Here is an 18,128-nt window from a genome sequence, read left to right as displayed (position 1 = left end):
CGCTGACCGGGTCCGCTCAGCTGATCTGGCGGATCAATGTTTCGATCGCGTCGGCGGCGTCGGCGGGTAACGGTTCCTGCGCTTCGGCGCGCAGGATCATCTCCTCTGCCACGCCCGCCGCTTGTGCGGTCTCGGGGGCGGACAGGTTCGCGCGCCGCCGGGCAGCGTAAAGCCTCTGCGCCAGCGGCGCATTCGGTGCCCCCGCCCACAGCGTCATCAGCCCGTCGTAGTGGCGGCGCACGGTGCTCAGCGCGTTGATGAGCTCGGGGGTCATCCGGGTGATGCGGGCGGCCCGGACGGCGATGGTCTCGAGCCGGCGCAGATCGGCGAGGATCGGCGCGGCGCGCCGCGAGAACGCGGGGTCGTCGGCCGGCGGCAGCGCGGCAGCCGCCAGGCTGCAGCCGTCCACCGCAGCCACGACAGCCTGCGCGATCAACGACACCGAGCCGTCGGCTGCCGCGCCGTCGGATGGCGGTGGCGGCGCAGGCGCCTCGCCGGGAGGCGCCTGGCCGCGACGAATCCGTGCGATCGTCCCGCTGGGCCAGTGCAGCACCTCTTCGAGCTTGGCCCGGGTCCGGGTGCGGGGCCAACTGCGGCCCTTCTCGAATGCGATGAGCGCGCCGGCGTTGATGATCCCGTCGGCCGCGAGCCTGCGCTGGCTGATGGCGAGTTCACGGCGGCGCGCGGCGGCTGCCGACCCGGCGCGTACCACGCCCGGATCCGGCGGCTCCATTTCTAGCGTCATGCCCGGCGCCCCCTCGTTGACCGTCGACGAACATCCGCCGGAAAGATTGCTATTTCAACCGTTGCGCCCGTCGTGCCACCCGGCGCAGGGTGTCGCAGTTCAACCGTACCGGCGCTACGTTACCGCGAGGCGGGCGGCGCCGGTGCGGGTCGGGACCGGGTGGGTCGGGACTTGTTCACCTCGCCGTCACGCGAGCGCAGTGTCGGAATGCGACACTCCGCTGTATCGCAAGGTGCGTGTAGAGGATTCGCGTGGGGGAGCTCTGACGGCGGTAGTGGAACGATCGGCTTGCTCTTCTCCGTCGGTCCGGAATCCGGACACCTCCCTGCTGTGTGCCGAGACGGGGGCGCGATGACCGCCGCAGCAGCCGATGGTGGATTCTGGCAGGGTGCGTGTGCGCGCGATCCCGAGCGCTGGACTACCGCCCCGGACGACGAGGCGAAAGCGCTGTGCCGGGCGTGTCCGCGTCGCTGGCCGTGTGCGCGCGATGCCTGTGAACTGCCCGCCGCGGAAGGGCTGTGGGCCGGGGTCGTGATCCCGGAAGCCGGACGGCCCAGGGCGTTCGCGCTGCGCCAACTCCGGTCGCTGGCCGAGCGCCACGGATATCCCGTTCGCAGCCCGAAGGCCCCGGCCCGACCGGCGTGACCCGGCGGTTGTGGATTTCGGCGGCCGTTGCCCTCCGCAGTCAACCGAAGCGTCGCCAGTAGCTGCGCCCTGTTAGCTATGGCACAAACCGTTGCACCCGCCACGGCTGCCCTTGTAGCGTTCGTCATCACCGGAGGCGACGGCGCCGTGCATCATCGCGCAGGGCGCCCGCGCCCCGGAGACGGGCATCGTCGGACATCGCGTAGCGCCGATTGCGTTCGCGTGCCGAGCGTGACGGGTGCCCGGGCCCAGTCACCGCGAAGTCGGCCTGACGCGCCGGGCCGCTGCTCGAGGGGTCAGCGGCCGGGCATGGCAGTCCGGGCCTTCGGGGCTGCGCCGGCCCGTCGCCGACGCTCAGACGTCGTCGCCGGATCGTGCGGCGAAATAAGCCGCGATCGCCGCGGTGATCTCCAAGAACCTGCGCCGCGTTGCCGGGGCCATCTCACCGCGCACGTCGATGAGGCCGCCGGGCCGCAGATGCGGGTCGAAGGGGACCTCGACGACCGGCCGGCCGTGCTCGGCGAACTCGCGGGCCAGCGACGCCCGGGTGCGTTTGTCGGCGTGGCCGTCGGAGTCGTTGACGGCCACCACACTGTTGCGCAACAGCCGGCCCAGGCCCTGGTCGGACAGCCACTGCAGGGTCCGGGCCGCGGCGGAGGCGCCGTCGGCCCACGGCGAGGACACCACGATCAGGGCATCGAGATCACGCAGCACCTCCTGGGTGAGCGGCGCGTCCATCGTGGACCCGCAGTCGATGACCGAGATCGCGAAATGGCGGTCGAGCCGCAACGCGGCTTCCCGATAGATGGCGGGGTCGACCACCCGGCGGGGGCCGGACGCCGGTTCGCCGCGCAGGACGTGCAGCCCCACCGGGTTGCGGCCGAGCCGTGCGACCACGTCGTCGAAGGACCGCAGGTTCGTGTCGGCGGTGAGTTCCCAGAACGAGCCGCCGGAGCGCGGGTCGATCCGGCTGCTCAGCCGCCCGAAGGCGGTGTCGGCGTCGATGGCCACGACGTGGTCCTGGCGGTATTCGGCCAGCAGCGATCCGACGCTGGCCGCCACCGACGTCTTGCCCACGCCGCCCTTGCCGAGGACGCCCACCTTGTGGATGCCGCGCAGGGGCGCCCGGATCGCCGCCTCGAACCGGGCCTCCTGGCGCTGCGCGGCCGACGGCCCCGGCCTGACCCGGTCGAACGTCACCAGCCGGACCATGCGCCGCCAGCCACGACCGGGCGGTTCCGTGGGAGAGGGGGCCCCGGGATCGCTGACGGGCTCGGCAGGAGCCTCCGGCGGCCGGGGCTGCGACGGGGGCGGGGCGAGTTCCGGCGGGAACGCTTGCCGCGACGACGGGCGGGCGCCGCGCGGTCGTCCGGAGGGGCCGCCGGGCGCCTCGGGAGCCAGACGGTCCCGCAGGAATTCGTCGCGCTGGTTCATGGGCTCCTCGGTTGCCGGTGCGGGCCAGGATCGAACCAGTATCGGTCACCTGTCGCCGCCGGACCTCCGCCGGCTGCGCGCAAACTCGATCGCGCCGTCCGTCCGGCCCCGCCACCGGGGCCGGTTACGGGCTGATCACGTCGCGGACCGGCGCCCGCGTCGGCGTCGGTCGCCTCTAGGTCAGCTCCAGCAAACTCAGATGAGCAACGGGTGCGGGTGCCGGCCGGCGCGCCGGCGAACCGATACCTGCCGGTTTCCCCGTGACGGACCGCCCGGCGACACCGCCGATCGCTCGCTTCGCCGAATTAACGCCGCTGCCGGGCGCCGGGTTAGACTCGAGCGAAGTTGGCATGTCAGGCGGGTTTTGTCATATCGTTTTACGACTTGTCGAGACCGGTTCCAGGCCACCGTTCAGCGCTGCACGGACGCATCCTCAACAGGATCATCTCCACCTGGGAGACAGCCTATCGACAAGACCGAGGGGCGTGAGCCCGCAACCTCCGGGTGCGGCCGCATCGGAGCGGACCGAATGGACGGCGGCCGCGCGCAACGTTCAGGTGAAGGGTCAGGTGCATATGACGCCCAAGCGCGTCGGGTTGTATAACCCCGCGTTCGAGCACGATTCGTGCGGGGTAGCCATGGTCGTCGACATGCACGGCCGGCGCAGCCGCGGCATCGTGGACAACGCCATCACCGCGCTGCTCAACCTCGAACACCGCGGAGCCCAGGGCGCCGAGCCGCGCAGCGGTGACGGCGCGGGAATCCTGATTCAGGTTCCGGACGCGTTCCTGCGTGAGGTCGTGGAATTCGAGTTGCCGGCCCCGGGCAGCTACGCCACCGGTATCGCGTTCTTACCGCAGTCCGCCAAAGACGCCGCGGCTGCCTGCGCCGCCGTGGAGAAGATCGCCGAAGCCGAGGGACTGCGGGTGCTCGGCTGGCGGAACGTGCCCACCGACGATTCCTCCCTGGGTGCGCTGTCGCGCGACGCGATGCCCACCTTCCGGCAGGTGTTCATGACGGGTGCCTCGGGCATGGCGTTGGAACGCCGCGCTTACGTGGTGCGCAAGCGTGCCGAGCACGAACTCGGCACCAAGGGCCCCGGCCAGGACGGGCCCGGCCGCGAAACGGTTTACTTCCCAAGCCTTTCGGGTCAGACGTTCGTTTACAAGGGCATGCTGACCACGCCGCAGCTCAAGGCGTTCTATCTCGACCTGCAGGACGATCGGCTGACCAGTGCGCTGGGTATCGTGCACTCCCGGTTCTCCACCAACACGTTCCCGTCGTGGCCGCTGGCGCACCCGTTCCGCCGCATCGCCCACAACGGTGAGATCAACACCGTCACCGGCAACGAGAACTGGATGCGGGCCCGCGAGGCGTTGATCAAGACCGACGTCTTCGGGTCGGAGGCCGACGTCGAGAAGCTGTTCCCGATCTGCACCCCGGGCGCGTCCGACACCGCCCGCTTCGACGAGGTGCTCGAGCTGTTGCATCTGGGGGGGCGCAGCCTGGCCCACTCGGTGCTGATGATGATTCCCGAGGCGTGGGAACGGCACGAGTCGATGGATCCCGCGCGGCGGGCGTTCTACGCCTACCACGCGTCCTTGATGGAGCCGTGGGACGGCCCGGCGTCGATGACGTTCACCGACGGCACCATCGTCGGTGCGGTGCTCGACCGCAACGGTCTGCGCCCGTCCCGCATCTGGGTCACCGAGGACGGACTGGTGGTGATGGCCTCGGAGGCCGGCGTGCTCGACGTGGACCCTGCCAAGGTGGTGCGCCGGATGCGGCTGCAGCCGGGCCGGATGTTCCTGGTGGACACCGCGCAGGGCCGTATCGTCGCCGACGAGGAGATCAAAGCGGAGCTGGCCGCAGAACACCCCTATCAGGAGTGGCTCGACGCGGGGCTCGTCCCGCTCGAGGACCTGCCGCAGGGCGATTACGTGCGAATGCCCCACGAGCGACTCGTCAAGCGGCAGCTGGTGTTCGGCTACACCTACGAAGAACTCAACCTGCTGGTCGCGCCGATGGTTCGCGGCGGCGCCGAACCGATCGGTTCGATGGGCACCGACACCCCGGTCGCGGTGCTGTCCCAGCGGCCACGGATGCTCTACGACTACTTCCAGCAGCTGTTCGCGCAGGTGACCAATCCGCCCCTGGACGCCATCCGCGAGGAGGTGGTGACCAGCCTGCAGGTCACCACCGGCGGGGAGCGCGACCTGCTCACGCCCCAAGCGGCGTCCTGTCACCAGATCACGCTGCAGCAGCCGATCCTGCGCAACCACGAGCTGGCCAAGCTGGTCAACCTCGACCCGGACGCCGAGGTCAACGGCTATCCGCACGGCATGCGTTCGGCGGTGATCCGCTGCGTGTACCCGGTCGCCGAGGGTGGCGCGGGTCTGGCCGCCGCGCTAAACGAGGTGCGGGCGCAGGCATCGGCCGCCATCGCCGACGGCGCGCGGGTCATCATCCTGTCCGACCGCGAATCCGACGAGACGATGGCGCCGATCCCCTCGCTGCTCGCGGTGGCGGGCGTGCACCACCACCTGGTGCGCGACCGGACCCGCACCCAGGCCGGCCTGGTCGTGGAGACCGGCGACGCCCGCGAAGTGCACCACATGGCGCTCCTGGTCGGCTGCGGCGCGGCGGCGATCAACCCCTATCTCGCATTCGAGTCGATCGAGGACATGCTCGACAGGGGTGTTTTCGACGGTTTCGACCGCGACACCGCACTCAACAACTACGTCAAGGCCGCCGGCAAGGGCGTGCTCAAAGTGATGTCCAAGATGGGCATCTCGACGCTGGCCTCCTACACCGGCGCGCAGTTGTTCCAGGCGGTGGGAATCTCCGAGGACGTGCTCGACGAGTACTTCACCGGTCTGGCCTGCGCGACGGGCGGGATCACCCTGGAGGACATCGCCGCCGACGTCGCGGCCCGGCACCGCCTGGCATACCTGGACCGGCCCGACGAGCGCGCCCACCGCGAACTCGAGGTGGGCGGGGAGTACCAGTGGCGCCGCGAGGGCGAATACCACCTGTTCAACCCCGAGACCGTCTTCAAGTTGCAGCACTCGACCCGCACCGGACAGTACAAGATCTTCAAGGAGTACACCCGCCTGGTCGACGACCGGAGCGAGCAGACGGCCACCCTGCGCGGGCTGCTGAAGTTCCGCTCCGACCTGCGCGCCCCGGTGCCGCTGGAGGAGGTCGAGCCGGCCAGCGAGATCGTCAAGCGCTTCTCGACGGGGGCGATGAGCTACGGATCGATCTCCGCGGAGGCGCATGAGACGCTCGCCATCGCGATGAACCGGCTGGGCGGGCGCTCCAACAGCGGTGAGGGCGGCGAGGACGCCGGCCGGTTCGACCGCGACCCGAACGGGGATTGGCGCCGCAGCGCGATCAAGCAGGTCGCCTCCGGGCGCTTCGGTGTCACGTCGCACTACCTCACCAACTGCACCGATATCCAGATCAAGATGGCCCAAGGCGCCAAACCCGGTGAGGGAGGTCAGCTTCCGGGGCACAAGGTCTACCCGTGGGTCGCCGAGGTGCGGCATTCGACCCCCGGCGTCGGCCTGATCTCGCCGCCGCCGCACCACGACATCTACTCCATCGAGGACCTGGCGCAGCTGATCCACGACCTGAAGAACGCCAACCCCTCGGCGCGGGTGCACGTCAAACTCGTGTCCGAGAACGGCGTGGGCACGGTGGCCGCGGGCGTGTCCAAGGCACATGCCGACGTGGTGCTGATCTCGGGGCACGACGGCGGGACCGGCGCGACCCCGCTGACCTCGATGAAGCATGCCGGGGCGCCATGGGAGCTCGGCTTGGCCGAGACGCAGCAGACGTTGCTGCTCAACGGGTTACGCGACCGGATCGTCGTCCAGGTCGACGGCCAGCTGAAGACGGGCCGTGACGTGATGATCGCGGCGCTGCTGGGCGCGGAGGAATTCGGATTCGCCACCGCGCCGCTGGTGGTGTCGGGCTGCATCATGATGCGGGTATGTCACCTGGACACCTGCCCGGTCGGGGTGGCGACCCAGAACCCGCTGCTGCGCGAGCGCTTCAACGGAAAGCCCGAATTCGTCGAGAACTTCTTCATGTTCATCGCCGAGGAAGTCCGGGAATACATGGCGCAGTTGGGTTTCCGTAGCTTCAACGAGGTGGTCGGGCAGGTCGGTTCGCTGGACACGACACTGGCGCGCGCGCACTGGAAGGCACACCGGTTGGATCTGGCGCCGGTGCTGCACGAGCCGGAGTCGGCCTTCATGAACCAGGACCTGTACTGCAGCTCCAGTCAGGACCACGGCCTGGACAAGGCGCTCGATCAGCAATTGATCGTGATGAGCCGCGAGGCACTGGATTCCGGCAAGCCGGTACGGTTCTCCACCGCGATCAGCAACGTCAATCGCACGGTGGGAACCATGCTCGGCCACGAGTTGACGAAAGCATATGGGGGGCAGGGCTTGCCGGACGGGACCATCGACATCACGTTCGACGGCTCGGCGGGGAACAGTTTCGGTGCGTTCGTCCCCCGGGGGATCACATTGCGTGTCTACGGCGACGCCAACGACTACGTCGGCAAGGGCCTGTCGGGGGGCCGGATCGTGGTGCGCCCATCGGACAATGCCCCGCAGGACTACGTCGCCGAGGACAACATCATCGGGGGCAACGTCATCTTGTTCGGTGCGACCAGCGGGGAGGTTTACTTGCGTGGCGTGGTCGGCGAGCGGTTCGCGGTCCGCAACTCCGGGGCGCACACCGTGGTGGAAGGCGTCGGCGATCACGGGTGCGAATACATGACCGGGGGCAAGGTCGTCATCCTCGGACGCACCGGCCGCAACTTCGCCGCCGGCATGTCCGGCGGGGTGGCCTACGTCTACGATCCGGACACCGAACTGCCGCAACACCTCAACACCGAGATGGTCGAACTCGAGAGCCTCGAACCCGACGACGAGGAATGGCTGCACGGCATGATCCAGGCACACGTCGACAACACCGATTCCGCAGTCGGCCAGCGAATCCTGGCCGACTGGCCCGGGCAGCGGCGGCACTTCGCGAAGGTGATGCCGCGGGATTACAAGCGGGTGCTGCAGGCCATCGCCGAGGCCGAGCGCGACGGCGTGGACGTCGACAAGGCGATCATGGCGGCCGCGCATGGCTGACCCGACCGGCTTCCTGAAGTTCACGCACCGGGAACTGCCGCAGCGCCGGCCTGTCCCGCTGCGGTTGCGCGACTGGAACGAGGTCTACGAGGACTTCGACTCCGAGACCTTGCGCGAGCAGGCGACCCGCTGCATGGACTGCGGCATTCCCTTCTGCCACAACGGGTGCCCGCTGGGCAACCTGATCCCGGAATGGAATGACCTGGTCCGCAACGGCCGATGGCGCGACGCCATCGAGCGGTTGCACGCCACCAACAACTTCCCCGACTTCACCGGCCGGCTGTGCCCGGCGCCGTGTGAGCCGGCCTGCGTGCTCGGCATCAACCAGGATCCGGTGACGATCAAGCAGATCGAGCTCGAGATCATCGACAGGGCCTTCGAGGAAGGCTTCGTGGTTCCGCTGCCCCCCGACACCCGCACCGGCAAGACCGTCGCGGTGGTGGGCTCGGGCCCGGCGGGCCTGGCCGCGGCTCAGCAACTCACCCGGGCCGGTCACGGTGTCACCGTGTTCGAGCGTGCGGACCGCATCGGCGGCCTGCTGCGCTACGGCATCCCGGAGTTCAAGATGGAAAAGCGCGTCCTGGACCGTCGCCTGGACCAGATGCGCGCCGAGGGCACCGAATTCCGCCCCGGCGTCAACGTCGGGGTCGACCTCACCGTCGAGGCGCTGCGCGCCGACTTCGACGCCGTGGTCCTGGCCGGCGGGGCCACCGACTGGCGCGAACTACCGGTCCCCGGGCGCGACCTGGACGGTATCCACCAGGCGATGGAGTTCCTGCCCTGGGGTAATCGCCAGGCGCTCGGCGACCTCGCCGACAGCGAGGTCGGGCCGGACGGGCAGCCGCCGATCACCGCCAAGGGCAAAAAGGTCATCATCATCGGTGGCGGTGACACCGGAGCGGACTGCCTGGGGACCGTGCACCGGCAGGGCGCGATCGCGGTGCACCAGTTCGAGATCATGCCGCGCCCGCCGGACACCCGCGCGCAATCCACCCCCTGGCCGACCTACCCGCTGATGTATCGAGTCTCCTCGGCACACGAAGAGGGTGGCGAGCGGGTGTTCTCGGTGAACACCGAGGAGTTCGTCGGCAAGGACGGCCGCGTGACCGGGCTCAAGGCGCACGAGGTCACCATGCAGGACGGCAAGTTCGTCAAGGTCGAGGGCTCCGACTTCGAGCTCGAGGCGGACCTGGTGCTGCTGGCGATGGGATTCGTCGGGCCCGAGAAGCCGGGCCTGCTCACCGACCTCGGGGTCAAGCTCACCGAGCGCGGCAACGTCGCGCGCGGCGCCGAGTTCGAGACGTCGGTTCCCGGCGTCTTCGTCGCCGGAGACATGGGCCGGGGCCAGTCGCTGATCGTCTGGGCGATTGCCGAGGGCAGGGCCGCGGCCGCGGGTGTGGACCACTACCTGATGGGATCGACCGCGCTACCGGCGCCCGTCAAGCCGACCGCGGTGCCGCTCCAGTGATCACATCAGCAACGGCAGAAGCTCACGTAACAAAATCGGCGAGTCTGGCCCCGTTTGCCGGACGGCGGGTGTGTAATTATTTACCAGGGGGCTCCATCGCATCACGGACCAGGTGGAGTTCCGCTGTACGGACTGATTGCAGGAGTTAGCACTGTGCATGTCAACCCGGTACCCCAGTCGCGGGTGGGCCGAATCGCCTGGTCATTGTTTCGTCACCCGGTAAAGAGTCGCGAATTTCCGGCCAAGAACGAACGCCTGGTCACCGCCGAAGAGATGTTGCAGTTCGGCGCGTAACCGGATCCCACCACGTACTGGTCGGCGCGTGGTGAGTTTGCTCGCCGGCGTCGCACCGTTACCCGGCCCCATCCCACAGGCCTGAATCCCGGATGGCCTCGGCCATCGGTTCCAGCACCGCGGGGTCGTGCGGCGGCGCGATGTAGACGATGCCCAGGTTCAGTCCTTCGGCGGCAAGCGCGGCCGCGTCGTCGAGCACCTTGGCGTAATTGCGCTCCCGGTCCAGCCCGAGGTGCGCGGACAGTGTGATCTCTTTCGGGTCGCGCCCGATGTCAGCGCAGCGTGCGGCAAGCACGTCGCGCTTGCGGGCGAAGTCCTCGGGTGAGCCACCCGCGAAGTTCCAGTGCTGGGCGTAGCGCGCGGTGATCGGCAGGGTGCGCTTCTCACCGCTGCCGCCGATGCAGATCGGCGGGTGCGGGCGCTGCGGCCCCTTGGGTTCGTTGCGCGCGCCCTCGAGGTGGTAGTACGTGCCGTCGAAGTCGGTGGTCTCCTGGCTGAGCAGGCTGATCAGCACCTGGCATGCCTCCTCGAACCGGTCGAAGCGTTCCCGGATGCCGCCCAGCTCGATGCCGTAGGCACCCGACTCCTCCTCGTTCCAGCCGGCGCCGATTCCCAGCTCGAGCCGCCCGCCGGAGATGATGTCGAGCGCGGCGGCCATGTTGGCCAGCACGGCGGGGTGGCGGTAGTGGACGCCGGTGACCAGCGTGCCCAGTCGCAGCCGGCTGGTGGCCTGGGCCAGTGCCGTCAGCGTCGTCCAGCCCTCCAGGCAGGGGCCGGTGCTGTCGGAGAAGATCGGGTAGAAGTGGTCGAAGGTCCACCCCGATTCGTAGATGTCGATGTCGTCGGCCGCCTGCCAGACGGCGAGCATGTCTGCCCAGGTGGTGTTTTGCGGGGAAGTCTTGAACGCGAATCGCATCCACTCGACGGTAATCGACCGAGTGTGGGTAGCGCGGCGGACCCTGGGTTTAGCCCTGGGTTTCAGCCCTGGGGGTGGGCGCGTCGAGTCGGTGATCGTCGTGCCTGCCGCCCCGTGCTGGCCGACGCGTAGGCGCCGGCGACGTCGAAACTGCATTCAGCGCTGATTTTTTCGCCTGACGCCACCGGCCACCGCAGTCTCGGCACCTCAGCGAGCGGGCCCGACGAATGAGCGGGCAAGATCACTTAGCCGGTCTCGCCGTAGATACTGCTGACCCAGACATGGGTCAGGGTGTCGACGACCCGTTTCTCGTCGAGTGCGGGCGCCCCACCCGACAGCGCGCCCATCATGATGCGCTCGTTCATCTGGTTCAGCGACGTCGCCAGGTCGGCGGCCGGGATCGTCTCCGGCGCGGCGCCGCGCGCCCGCTCGGCGGTGATCATGGCCGCCGTCTGGTCGATCCACTTCTGCATGTAGCCCGACCACACCGCTTGGAACTCCGAACTGGTGGCCAACGCCTCCGTGCCGGCCTGGGCCAGGGCGCGGCGTGAGCCGAACGCGCTGAAGAACGCTTGAATGCCGTTGCGCCACACGCGCCGGGGGTCCGCGGGCAGCCGCTGCACCGCGCCGTCGAACTCGGCGTCCGCGCGCGCGATCACCGGCTCGAGCAGCGAGAGCAGCACCGACTCCTTGGACTTGAAATAAAAGTAGAACGTCGGCCGGGACAAGCCGGCGCCCCTGGCCAGGTCGTCCACGGAGATGTCGGCGAAGGAGCGCTCCGCGAGCAGCCGTTCGGCGGTCGCCAGGATCGCTTGCTCGCGGTCGTCGCCCGAGGGGCGCACGGTGCGGCGGCCGCGCAGTGCGCGTGTCTGCCCGGCGGTGGTCACGACCGCGACTCTACACGGCGTCGAGAGACCCGACATCACGTTGACGACATCAACAGGCTGTTGATAGCGTGGGCCGATGATCGAGCATCTTGACGTCGTCATCGTGGGCGCCGGCATCTCCGGCGTGAGCGCGGCCTGGCACCTGCAGGACCGCTGCCCTTCCAAGAGCTACGCGATCCTGGAGAAGCGGGAAGCCATGGGCGGCACCTGGGACTTGTTTCGCTACCCGGGAATCCGTTCCGACTCCGACATGCACACGCTGGGGTTCAGGTTCCGTCCGTGGACCGAGCGTCAGGCCATCGCCGACGGCAAGCCGATCCTCGACTACGTCAAGGCCACCGCGGCCATGTACGGCATCGACAAACACATCCGGCTCAGGCACAGGGTGCTCGGCGCCGACTGGTCGCACGCAGAGAACCGCTGGACCCTGCAGGTCGACAACAACGGGACACCGAGCACCATCACCTGCACATTCCTGTTCCTGTGCAGCGGCTACTACAACTACGAGCGGGGCTATGCTCCGGAGTTCCGCGGCGCGCAAGACTTCACCGGGCCGATCGTCCACCCGCAGCACTGGCCGGAGGACCTCGACTACGCGGGCAAGAACGTCGTCGTGATCGGCAGCGGCGCAACCGCGGTCACGTTGATCCCCGCGCTGGCCGATTCGGGCGCCGGGCACGTGACCATGCTGCAGCGCTCACCGACTTACATCGTCTCGCAGCCCAAGCGGGACGCGATGGCCGAACGGCTCAACCACTGGCTGCCGGGCAACCTGGCCTACAGCGCGATCCGCTGGAAGAACGTCGCGCGGCAGGCGGCGCTGTACGGCGCCTGCCGCAGGTGGCCGCAGCGCATGCGCAAGATCCTGCTGGGCTTCGTCGAACGCCAACTGCCCGCGGGGTACGACGTGCAGAAGCACTTCGGCCCGCAGTACGACCCGTGGGACCAGCGGCTGTGCCTGGTGCCCAGCGGCGACCTGTTCCGCGCGATCCGCAAGGGCCGGGCCGAGGTGGTCACCGACACCATAGACCGGTTCACGGCCACCGGTATCCGGCTGCACTCCGGCCAGGAGTTGCCGGCCGACATCATCGTCACCGCAACCGGTCTGAACCTGCAGCTGTTCGGCGGCGCGACCGTCACGGTCGACGGGGAACCGGTGGACCTGACCACGACGATGGCCTACAAGGGCATGATGCTGTCCGGGTTACCGAACATGGTCTACACCGTCGGCTACACCAACGCGTCGTGGACGCTGAAGGCCGACCTGGTGTCGGAGTTCGCCTGCAGGTTGCTGAACTATATGGACGACAACGGTTTCGACACCGTGGTGGTCGAGCACCCGGGTCCTGACGTCGGTGAACGCCCGTTCATGGAGTTCACCCCCGGGTATGTGTTGCGCTCGCTCGACGAGCTGCCCAAGCAGGGCTCGCGCACGCCGTGGCGGCTGAACCAGAACTACCTGCTCGACATCCGGCTGATCCGGCGCGGCAAGATCGACGACGAGGGCCTGAGGTTCACCAAAAAGCCTGCGCCAGTGCCGGTTCAAGCTTCGACGACGACAATCCCGTCGTCGTCGCTGTAGGCGAGCTCGCCGGGAGTGAACGTCACTCCACCCAAGCTGACCTCGACGTCGCGCTCGCCCGACCCGGTCTTGGCGCTCTTGCGGGGGTTGGTGCCCAGCGCCTTGATGCCGATGTCGATGCCGCGCAGCGCGGCGGCGTCACGGACGGCGCCGTTGATCACCAGGCCGGCCCAGCCATTGGAGCGGGCCAACTCGGCTATGAGGTCTCCGACCAGTGCGGTGTGCAGGGAACCGGCGCCGTCGACGATCAGCACCCCGCCCGCGCTCGGCTGTGAGAGCACCGATTTGAGCAACGCGTTGTCCTGGAAACAGCGCACGGTGCTGATCGGCCCGGCGAAGTGTGGACGCCCGCCGAATTGACGGAACTGAAGGTCGCAGCTGCGTACGTGGGGCCCGATTCTGTCGACGAGATCGGCGGTGGGCCGAAATTCCACGGTCACTTCAGCGGCGCCGCAGCTGGCGGATCAACAAGATGGCCAGCAGGCTGAGTGCGACGGCGACCATCACTGGGACCCGCGACCGGCCCGGGTCCAGCGCCGCCGCATCGCGCAACACTGGGTCGGGTGCGGATTCGACGGTGGACTTCGCTTGTGCGGCAGCATCTTTGGCGGCCGCAGCAAGGTCGCCGTTGGTTTCGGCGCGCTGCGCCATCGCGACGGACTTCCTGGCCGACTCGTGCGGCTTCTGTGGGGACTCCGGGCTGTTGGCCGGTAGCTTCTTGGCCGGCGCCTTCTTGGCCGGGGCCTTCTTGGCCGGTGCGTTGGCCGGTAGCTTCTTGGCCGGCGCGTTCTTGGCCGGGGCCTTCTTGGCCGGTGCGTTGGCGGCGGGCGCCTTCTTGGCGGGAGCGTTGGCGGCGGTTGTCTTCTTGGCGGGAGCTTTCGCGGACTTCTTGGCCGCCTTGGGGGGCGGCTTCTTCGCTGGCGGCGTCGACGCGCCGTCGGGGTCGTGTTCCGGTTGCTCTTGCGGGTCTGCCATGTGGCCGCTCCTTTGCGCCTTGCTCGTCGCGCACCAAAATTACGTTGGCCCCATCATGCCAGGAGGAGCGGCGGCGTCCCGGCGGTACCGGCGACGCTGGGGCCCGAGCCGGACCAGCCAGATCGCACCCCGGCCAGGAGCGCGACCGCCACCAGCACGAACGGCCCCGGCGTCCGGGCGCCAAACCCCGTCAACAGAAACCTGCGCAAACCGGTCCCCCGACCCCGCCAGCAGGCGCCGTGGGGCCAGGCACCCGTGCAGTACGGAGGTGTCAGACCGCGGTCAATCCGAGGCGGGCCATCACGTCGGCCTCGATACCGTCCAGTTGAGAGGAAATAGCGGTGTGGGCCGCCCGCCGCCGCGCGGCTGGCATGTTCTCAGCGGCGATGACCGCCGCCGACAGATCGGTCAGCCGCTCGGTCATCGCCGCGACGAACTGCTTGGTCTCGGCGTCCTTCGGCCTGTTGTCCTGCACCAGTCGCAGGGACTTCTCGGAGCCGGTGATCCGGGCCGACAGCTGGGCGCCATGCCCGGAGAACTGGCCGATCTGGGCCAGCGGGATGCCAAGTTGGTCCGCGCGTCGCTGGTCTATCACCGACCGGGCGGCCATGGCCGCCCGGTAGACCAGCGGGGTGAGGATCGGCGCGATCAGCCGAGACACCGTCAGCGCGCGCCGAATTCTCGTCGGAGACAACACCTTGCCTTCGCGCGCCGCCTTGAGTTCGGCCTCGGCGACCTTCAGGGCCGTCCGGTCGCTTTCGCGCTGGGCTTTGACCTGCGCCCGGAGAGCCTTCGCTGCTGCCTTCCCGGAGGCCTTCCGGTCGTCCTTGATGCGCCGGGCTTCGTTCTTGGCGGCGAGCCTGGCCTCCATCTTGGCGCGGGCCGTGATGGCCCGGGCTTCGGCGCGACGCGTCGCGCGACTCTTTCGTTTAAGCAACAGGCCCATGAGCCAACACTAATGGGAATGGACCTGCGGCAGCCCGTCAGGTGCGCCGTGCCGAGGCGGGCGGACCTAGGCTCCCAGACGCTCCGCGGTGTCCATACGGTCGGCGTTGCGCAACTCGTCGGCGTACTCCATCAGCTCCCGCTTGGCCTCGGGGGAAAGCTCAAGGGCGGCCAGCGCGATTTTGCGCACGCCGTCCTGGCGCACTGCGGACATCCACGTCAATTCCTTGTCGAGATTCTCGTAGTACTCGTCATCGGTGAAGTAGGCCGGTTTGATGCGGAAGAAGTTGGCCAGCGCCGCCATGGTCGCCGCCGACGGATTCGTGCGGTTTCCCGAGCGTAGCTGGGACAGGTAGGGCGCCGACATTGTGATCCCCTCGGACTTCAGGGCCGCGATCACCTCCGCCGAGGTGTGGGGCCCGCGGCCGGGTGGATAGACCGTGTCGAACAAACGGTTCAGCCGGGCAGCAAATGTCGTGCTCATCGGTGTGACCTCCACGGGACTCTCGAAGCGAACTGTTTCCCAAGCGTATTTGCTGATCATGATGGTCTTGGTTGGGGTGGGCTTCCGGTTGCAAACGTGTCGCTATTCGCTGATGCCTGCCACGGCGAACGCTCGACCTGCATCCACCGAGCCTCCAATCTCTCCTGCCACGTGTCCACTGATTCTGCTGATTTCACAGGTGATACGCAGAAAAGGGGTAGCGCTGCAAGGTTGGCCAAGGCTGTGCGTGCGTTTCGTCAAGTGGCCCGAACGACGGTGACGGACGAAATCACCGCAACCGCTCGCGCGCGGTGACCGGCGAAGGTTAGCCTTTGCTGCGGTGTTGAGCGACCGACTCGCGGAGCTCTCTGTGAAGACCCCTGCGTATCGCCGGATTTACCGCGGTCGCGGTCGCCAGGCGGGGTGGGCCGGCCGGGTGGCTGCCGGCGACACCGGCCTGCGGAGCCGCGGGCCAGGTCACGGACGGACCCGACGGGCGAGGCGGTCGTGCGCAATGTGTAGGCATCGGTGTTTGCCCGCGGGTGCGCCGACGGCATGCCCGCGATAGCGCCCCCGGGCCGTTTCTCTGGGAACTAGCTCTGGGAACTCGCACACCGCCGGCCACGATGCACAGGTTTCCGGTGACTCCCGGCGGACGTTGCCGTACGCGTGCGCGCGTGATCACGCCGCGAGCAGCATCGCCAGGATCGCGGTGTCGGGGTGGCTGATCGGATCGACGCCGACCCGGCTGACCATCGATGTGACAGTCCCGTCGGCCTCGGCCTCCACCCAGGCCGCGCGGTGCTCGAGCCCCAGATAAGGCAGCCCGGGCAACAGGACGCATCCCGAAGCCGCGCCGGCGCATTCCGGTAACGACGGGGTGGTTTCGCAGGGGGGATGCAGCATCAGCAGTGCGGGGGGCTGACGGTCGGCGAAATAGCCCGGCTGGATGGCCGATTCACCGAAGACGGTGCCCTCGGCCAGCACCAGGCCCACCGTGCCCGGCTCGGGTTCGTCGGGCAACTCCTCGCGGGCACCGAACACGGTTGTGGTGGAGAGCAATCCGGGTAGCGATGCGACACGAACCGCGACCATGAGCAGCTGAGCCCACTCCTTCGTGGAATCGGGCCAACGACCCGAGATCACAAACCCTTTGAGGGCGCCGCGAGAATGGAAAGGGGAAATCCCTATGTGTCCACTTGATCCGGTTTCCATCTCGACCTCCGTGCGCGTCCGTCCGAAATAACGACGCTGGTAGCCCGAATAGCTCAGCATGCCTGTGGTTTCGGCGGGTTGCAACTCGACACGGCCACGGCGGTCGGGATGTCGAAATTCCCCGGAAAAGGGATCGGGGCGCCGCGCAACCGGCGCGGCGCCCCAGCCTGGGAATGGGAAGTCAGCCGGCAATCAGGCCTGTGGTCTTCGACGTCGCGGCGGCGTAGCGCGACTGGACGTCCTCCCAGTTGACGATGTTCCAGAACGCCTTGGCGAAATCGCCCTTGACATTCTTGTACTGCAGGTAGAACGCGTGCTCCCACATGTCGAGCACCAGGAGCGGGACGACGCCCAGCGGGAAGTTGGACTGATGGTCGTAGACCTGGAAGATCAGCAACCTGTTGCCCAGGGTGTCCCAGCCGAGGGCCGCCCAGCCCGAACCCTGCACCGTGGTGGCGGCGGCGTTGAACTGAGCGCGGAACGTGTCGAACGACCTGAATGCCGCGTCGATGGCGGCGGCGAGTTCGCCGGTCGGCTTGTCGCCGCCATCCGGCGACAGGTTCTTCCACCACAGCGTGTGATTGACGTGACCGCCCAGATTGAACGCCAGGTTCTTCTCCTGCAGCAGGATCGCGGCGAAATCTTCCTTGGCGCGCGCCTCCTCGAGTTTTTCCACAGCGGCGTTGGCGCCCTTGACGTACGTGGCGTGGTGCTTGGTGTGGTGAAGCTCGTTGATCTGGCCCGAGATGTGCGGCTCCAGCGCTGCGTAGTCCCAGTCCAGGTCGGGCAGGGTGTATTCAGCCACGGCATTCCTTTCATCGTGATGGTTCAGTGATCGCCTTGACGCTCGTTCGCGCGTGTCCACCACGCGCCGGCCCGGCATCGTCAACCCTGCTCCATGACCGCGCGCGCCGCAAGAATCACTGCTAGGGGCAAGTAACGCACACCCGCCGGTCGCCGTGTCACGCCTCACCGTCAAGACAAGACGATCACGGCCAACACGGCCAACAAGAGCAAGGCGATCAGCCCGGCACGCAACGTGGCGACACTGTTGCCGTGGTTCCAGGCGGGCGAGCCGGAATACGAGTTCGACGGTCCCTGCGAACCAGGACCGAACGAATGCGTAGTCATCAGTCCCCCTCCACCTGTACGGCACCTCCCCGAAGTGAGATCCGAAGTGAGATCCGTCACACGGAACGTCGCGTGACGGTGATCATAACCCTTTGCGGGCGTTCTGAGAAATGCTCCGGCGTGCCTCACCTACTTTGAGCGCGTGGCCGGTGGTGGTGCCTCAGCTATTTTGAGCGCGTAGCGCGGAAGGCTTGCCCGATATGGAGGGCAAGATCGACATGGCCGCAAGACGGCAGGTAACCAACAAA

General features: G+C 68.1%; 15 protein-coding genes. 4 read left to right on the top strand and 11 right to left on the bottom strand.

Translation table 11 applies throughout. The annotated features are described in order from the left end of the window. Nucleotides 1-16: 16 nt before the first annotated feature. Nucleotides 17-745, bottom strand: coding sequence for a transcriptional regulator (locus AC2VOK_RS12255; protein ID WP_428900709.1), 729 nt, complete (start codon nucleotides 743-745; stop codon nucleotides 17-19). 351 nt (nucleotides 746-1,096) lie between these two features. Here AC2VOK_RS12255 and AC2VOK_RS12250 point away from each other — a divergent pair, with 351 nt between their 5' ends. Further along, nucleotides 1,097-1,390 carry a WhiB family transcriptional regulator gene (locus AC2VOK_RS12250; protein ID WP_428900708.1) on the top strand — a complete coding sequence of 98 codons (294 nt, stop codon included), beginning with the start codon at nucleotides 1,097-1,099 and terminating at the stop codon, nucleotides 1,388-1,390. A 354-nt stretch (nucleotides 1,391-1,744) separates the two neighbouring features. Here AC2VOK_RS12250 and AC2VOK_RS12245 read toward each other — a convergent pair whose 3' ends face one another. After that, on the bottom strand, nucleotides 1,745-2,824 hold the full coding sequence (locus AC2VOK_RS12245; RefSeq protein WP_428900707.1) for a MinD/ParA family ATP-binding protein: 1,080 nt from the start codon (nucleotides 2,822-2,824) through the stop codon (nucleotides 1,745-1,747). Between the two features lie 575 nt (nucleotides 2,825-3,399). Here AC2VOK_RS12245 and gltB point away from each other — a divergent pair. Beyond that, nucleotides 3,400-7,983 (top strand): glutamate synthase large subunit, encoded by a 4,584-nt coding sequence (gene gltB, locus AC2VOK_RS12240; protein ID WP_428900710.1) that lies wholly within the window; start codon nucleotides 3,400-3,402, stop codon nucleotides 7,981-7,983. After that, complete coding sequence (locus AC2VOK_RS12235) at nucleotides 7,976-9,451, top strand: glutamate synthase subunit beta (RefSeq protein WP_428900706.1); 1,476 nt, start codon at nucleotides 7,976-7,978, stop codon at nucleotides 9,449-9,451. The genes gltB and AC2VOK_RS12235 overlap by 8 nt, the downstream gene beginning before the upstream one ends. A 352-nt stretch (nucleotides 9,452-9,803) precedes the next feature. On the opposite strand, the gene AC2VOK_RS12230 is transcribed toward AC2VOK_RS12235, so the two are convergent. Then, complete coding sequence (locus AC2VOK_RS12230) at nucleotides 9,804-10,661, bottom strand: LLM class F420-dependent oxidoreductase (protein ID WP_428900705.1); 858 nt, start codon at nucleotides 10,659-10,661, stop codon at nucleotides 9,804-9,806. Nucleotides 10,662-10,906: 245 nt separating this feature from the next. Next, complete coding sequence (locus tag AC2VOK_RS12225) at nucleotides 10,907-11,548, bottom strand: TetR/AcrR family transcriptional regulator (RefSeq protein WP_428900704.1); 642 nt, start codon at nucleotides 11,546-11,548, stop codon at nucleotides 10,907-10,909. A gap of 76 nt (nucleotides 11,549-11,624) precedes the next feature. Between AC2VOK_RS12225 and AC2VOK_RS12220 the strand changes: the two genes are divergently transcribed. Further along, entirely contained in the window at nucleotides 11,625-13,130 is a 1,506-nt protein-coding gene (locus AC2VOK_RS12220) for a flavin-containing monooxygenase (RefSeq protein ID WP_428900703.1), read from the top strand. Here the strand turns inward: AC2VOK_RS12220 and rraA are convergent. From rraA to AC2VOK_RS12185, 7 genes are all read right to left on the bottom strand, one after another. Further along, nucleotides 13,091-13,570, bottom strand: coding sequence for a ribonuclease E activity regulator RraA (rraA, locus tag AC2VOK_RS12215; protein ID WP_428900702.1), 480 nt, complete (start codon nucleotides 13,568-13,570; stop codon nucleotides 13,091-13,093). The two genes, AC2VOK_RS12220 and rraA, sit on opposite strands and share 40 nt — an antisense overlap. A 1-nt stretch (nucleotide 13,571) precedes the next feature. Then, on the bottom strand, nucleotides 13,572-14,105 hold the full coding sequence (locus tag AC2VOK_RS12210) for an Rv3852 family protein (protein ID WP_428900701.1): 534 nt from the start codon (nucleotides 14,103-14,105) through the stop codon (nucleotides 13,572-13,574). 271 nt (nucleotides 14,106-14,376) lie between these two features. Next, on the bottom strand, nucleotides 14,377-15,051 hold the full coding sequence (locus tag AC2VOK_RS12205; protein WP_428900700.1) for a DUF6474 family protein: 675 nt from the start codon (nucleotides 15,049-15,051) through the stop codon (nucleotides 14,377-14,379). 66 nt (nucleotides 15,052-15,117) lie between these two features. Next, entirely contained in the window at nucleotides 15,118-15,534 is a 417-nt protein-coding gene (locus AC2VOK_RS12200; protein WP_428900699.1) for a transcriptional regulator, read from the bottom strand. Nucleotides 15,535-16,215: 681 nt separating this feature from the next. After that, on the bottom strand, nucleotides 16,216-16,749 hold the full coding sequence (locus tag AC2VOK_RS12195; protein WP_428900698.1) for a peptidase: 534 nt from the start codon (nucleotides 16,747-16,749) through the stop codon (nucleotides 16,216-16,218). 181 nt (nucleotides 16,750-16,930) lie between these two features. Beyond that, nucleotides 16,931-17,554 carry a superoxide dismutase gene (locus tag AC2VOK_RS12190; RefSeq protein WP_428900697.1) on the bottom strand — a complete coding sequence of 208 codons (624 nt, stop codon included), beginning with the start codon at nucleotides 17,552-17,554 and terminating at the stop codon, nucleotides 16,931-16,933. A 170-nt stretch (nucleotides 17,555-17,724) separates the two neighbouring features. After that, nucleotides 17,725-17,880 carry a hypothetical protein gene (locus AC2VOK_RS12185; RefSeq protein ID WP_428900696.1) on the bottom strand — a complete coding sequence of 52 codons (156 nt, stop codon included), beginning with the start codon at nucleotides 17,878-17,880 and terminating at the stop codon, nucleotides 17,725-17,727. Nucleotides 17,881-18,128: the final 248 nt, after the last annotated feature.

The sequence above is a fragment of the Mycobacterium sp. TH-M116 genome, from assembly GCF_057473685.1.
This window is presented reverse-complemented; position numbering and strand designations above follow the sequence as displayed.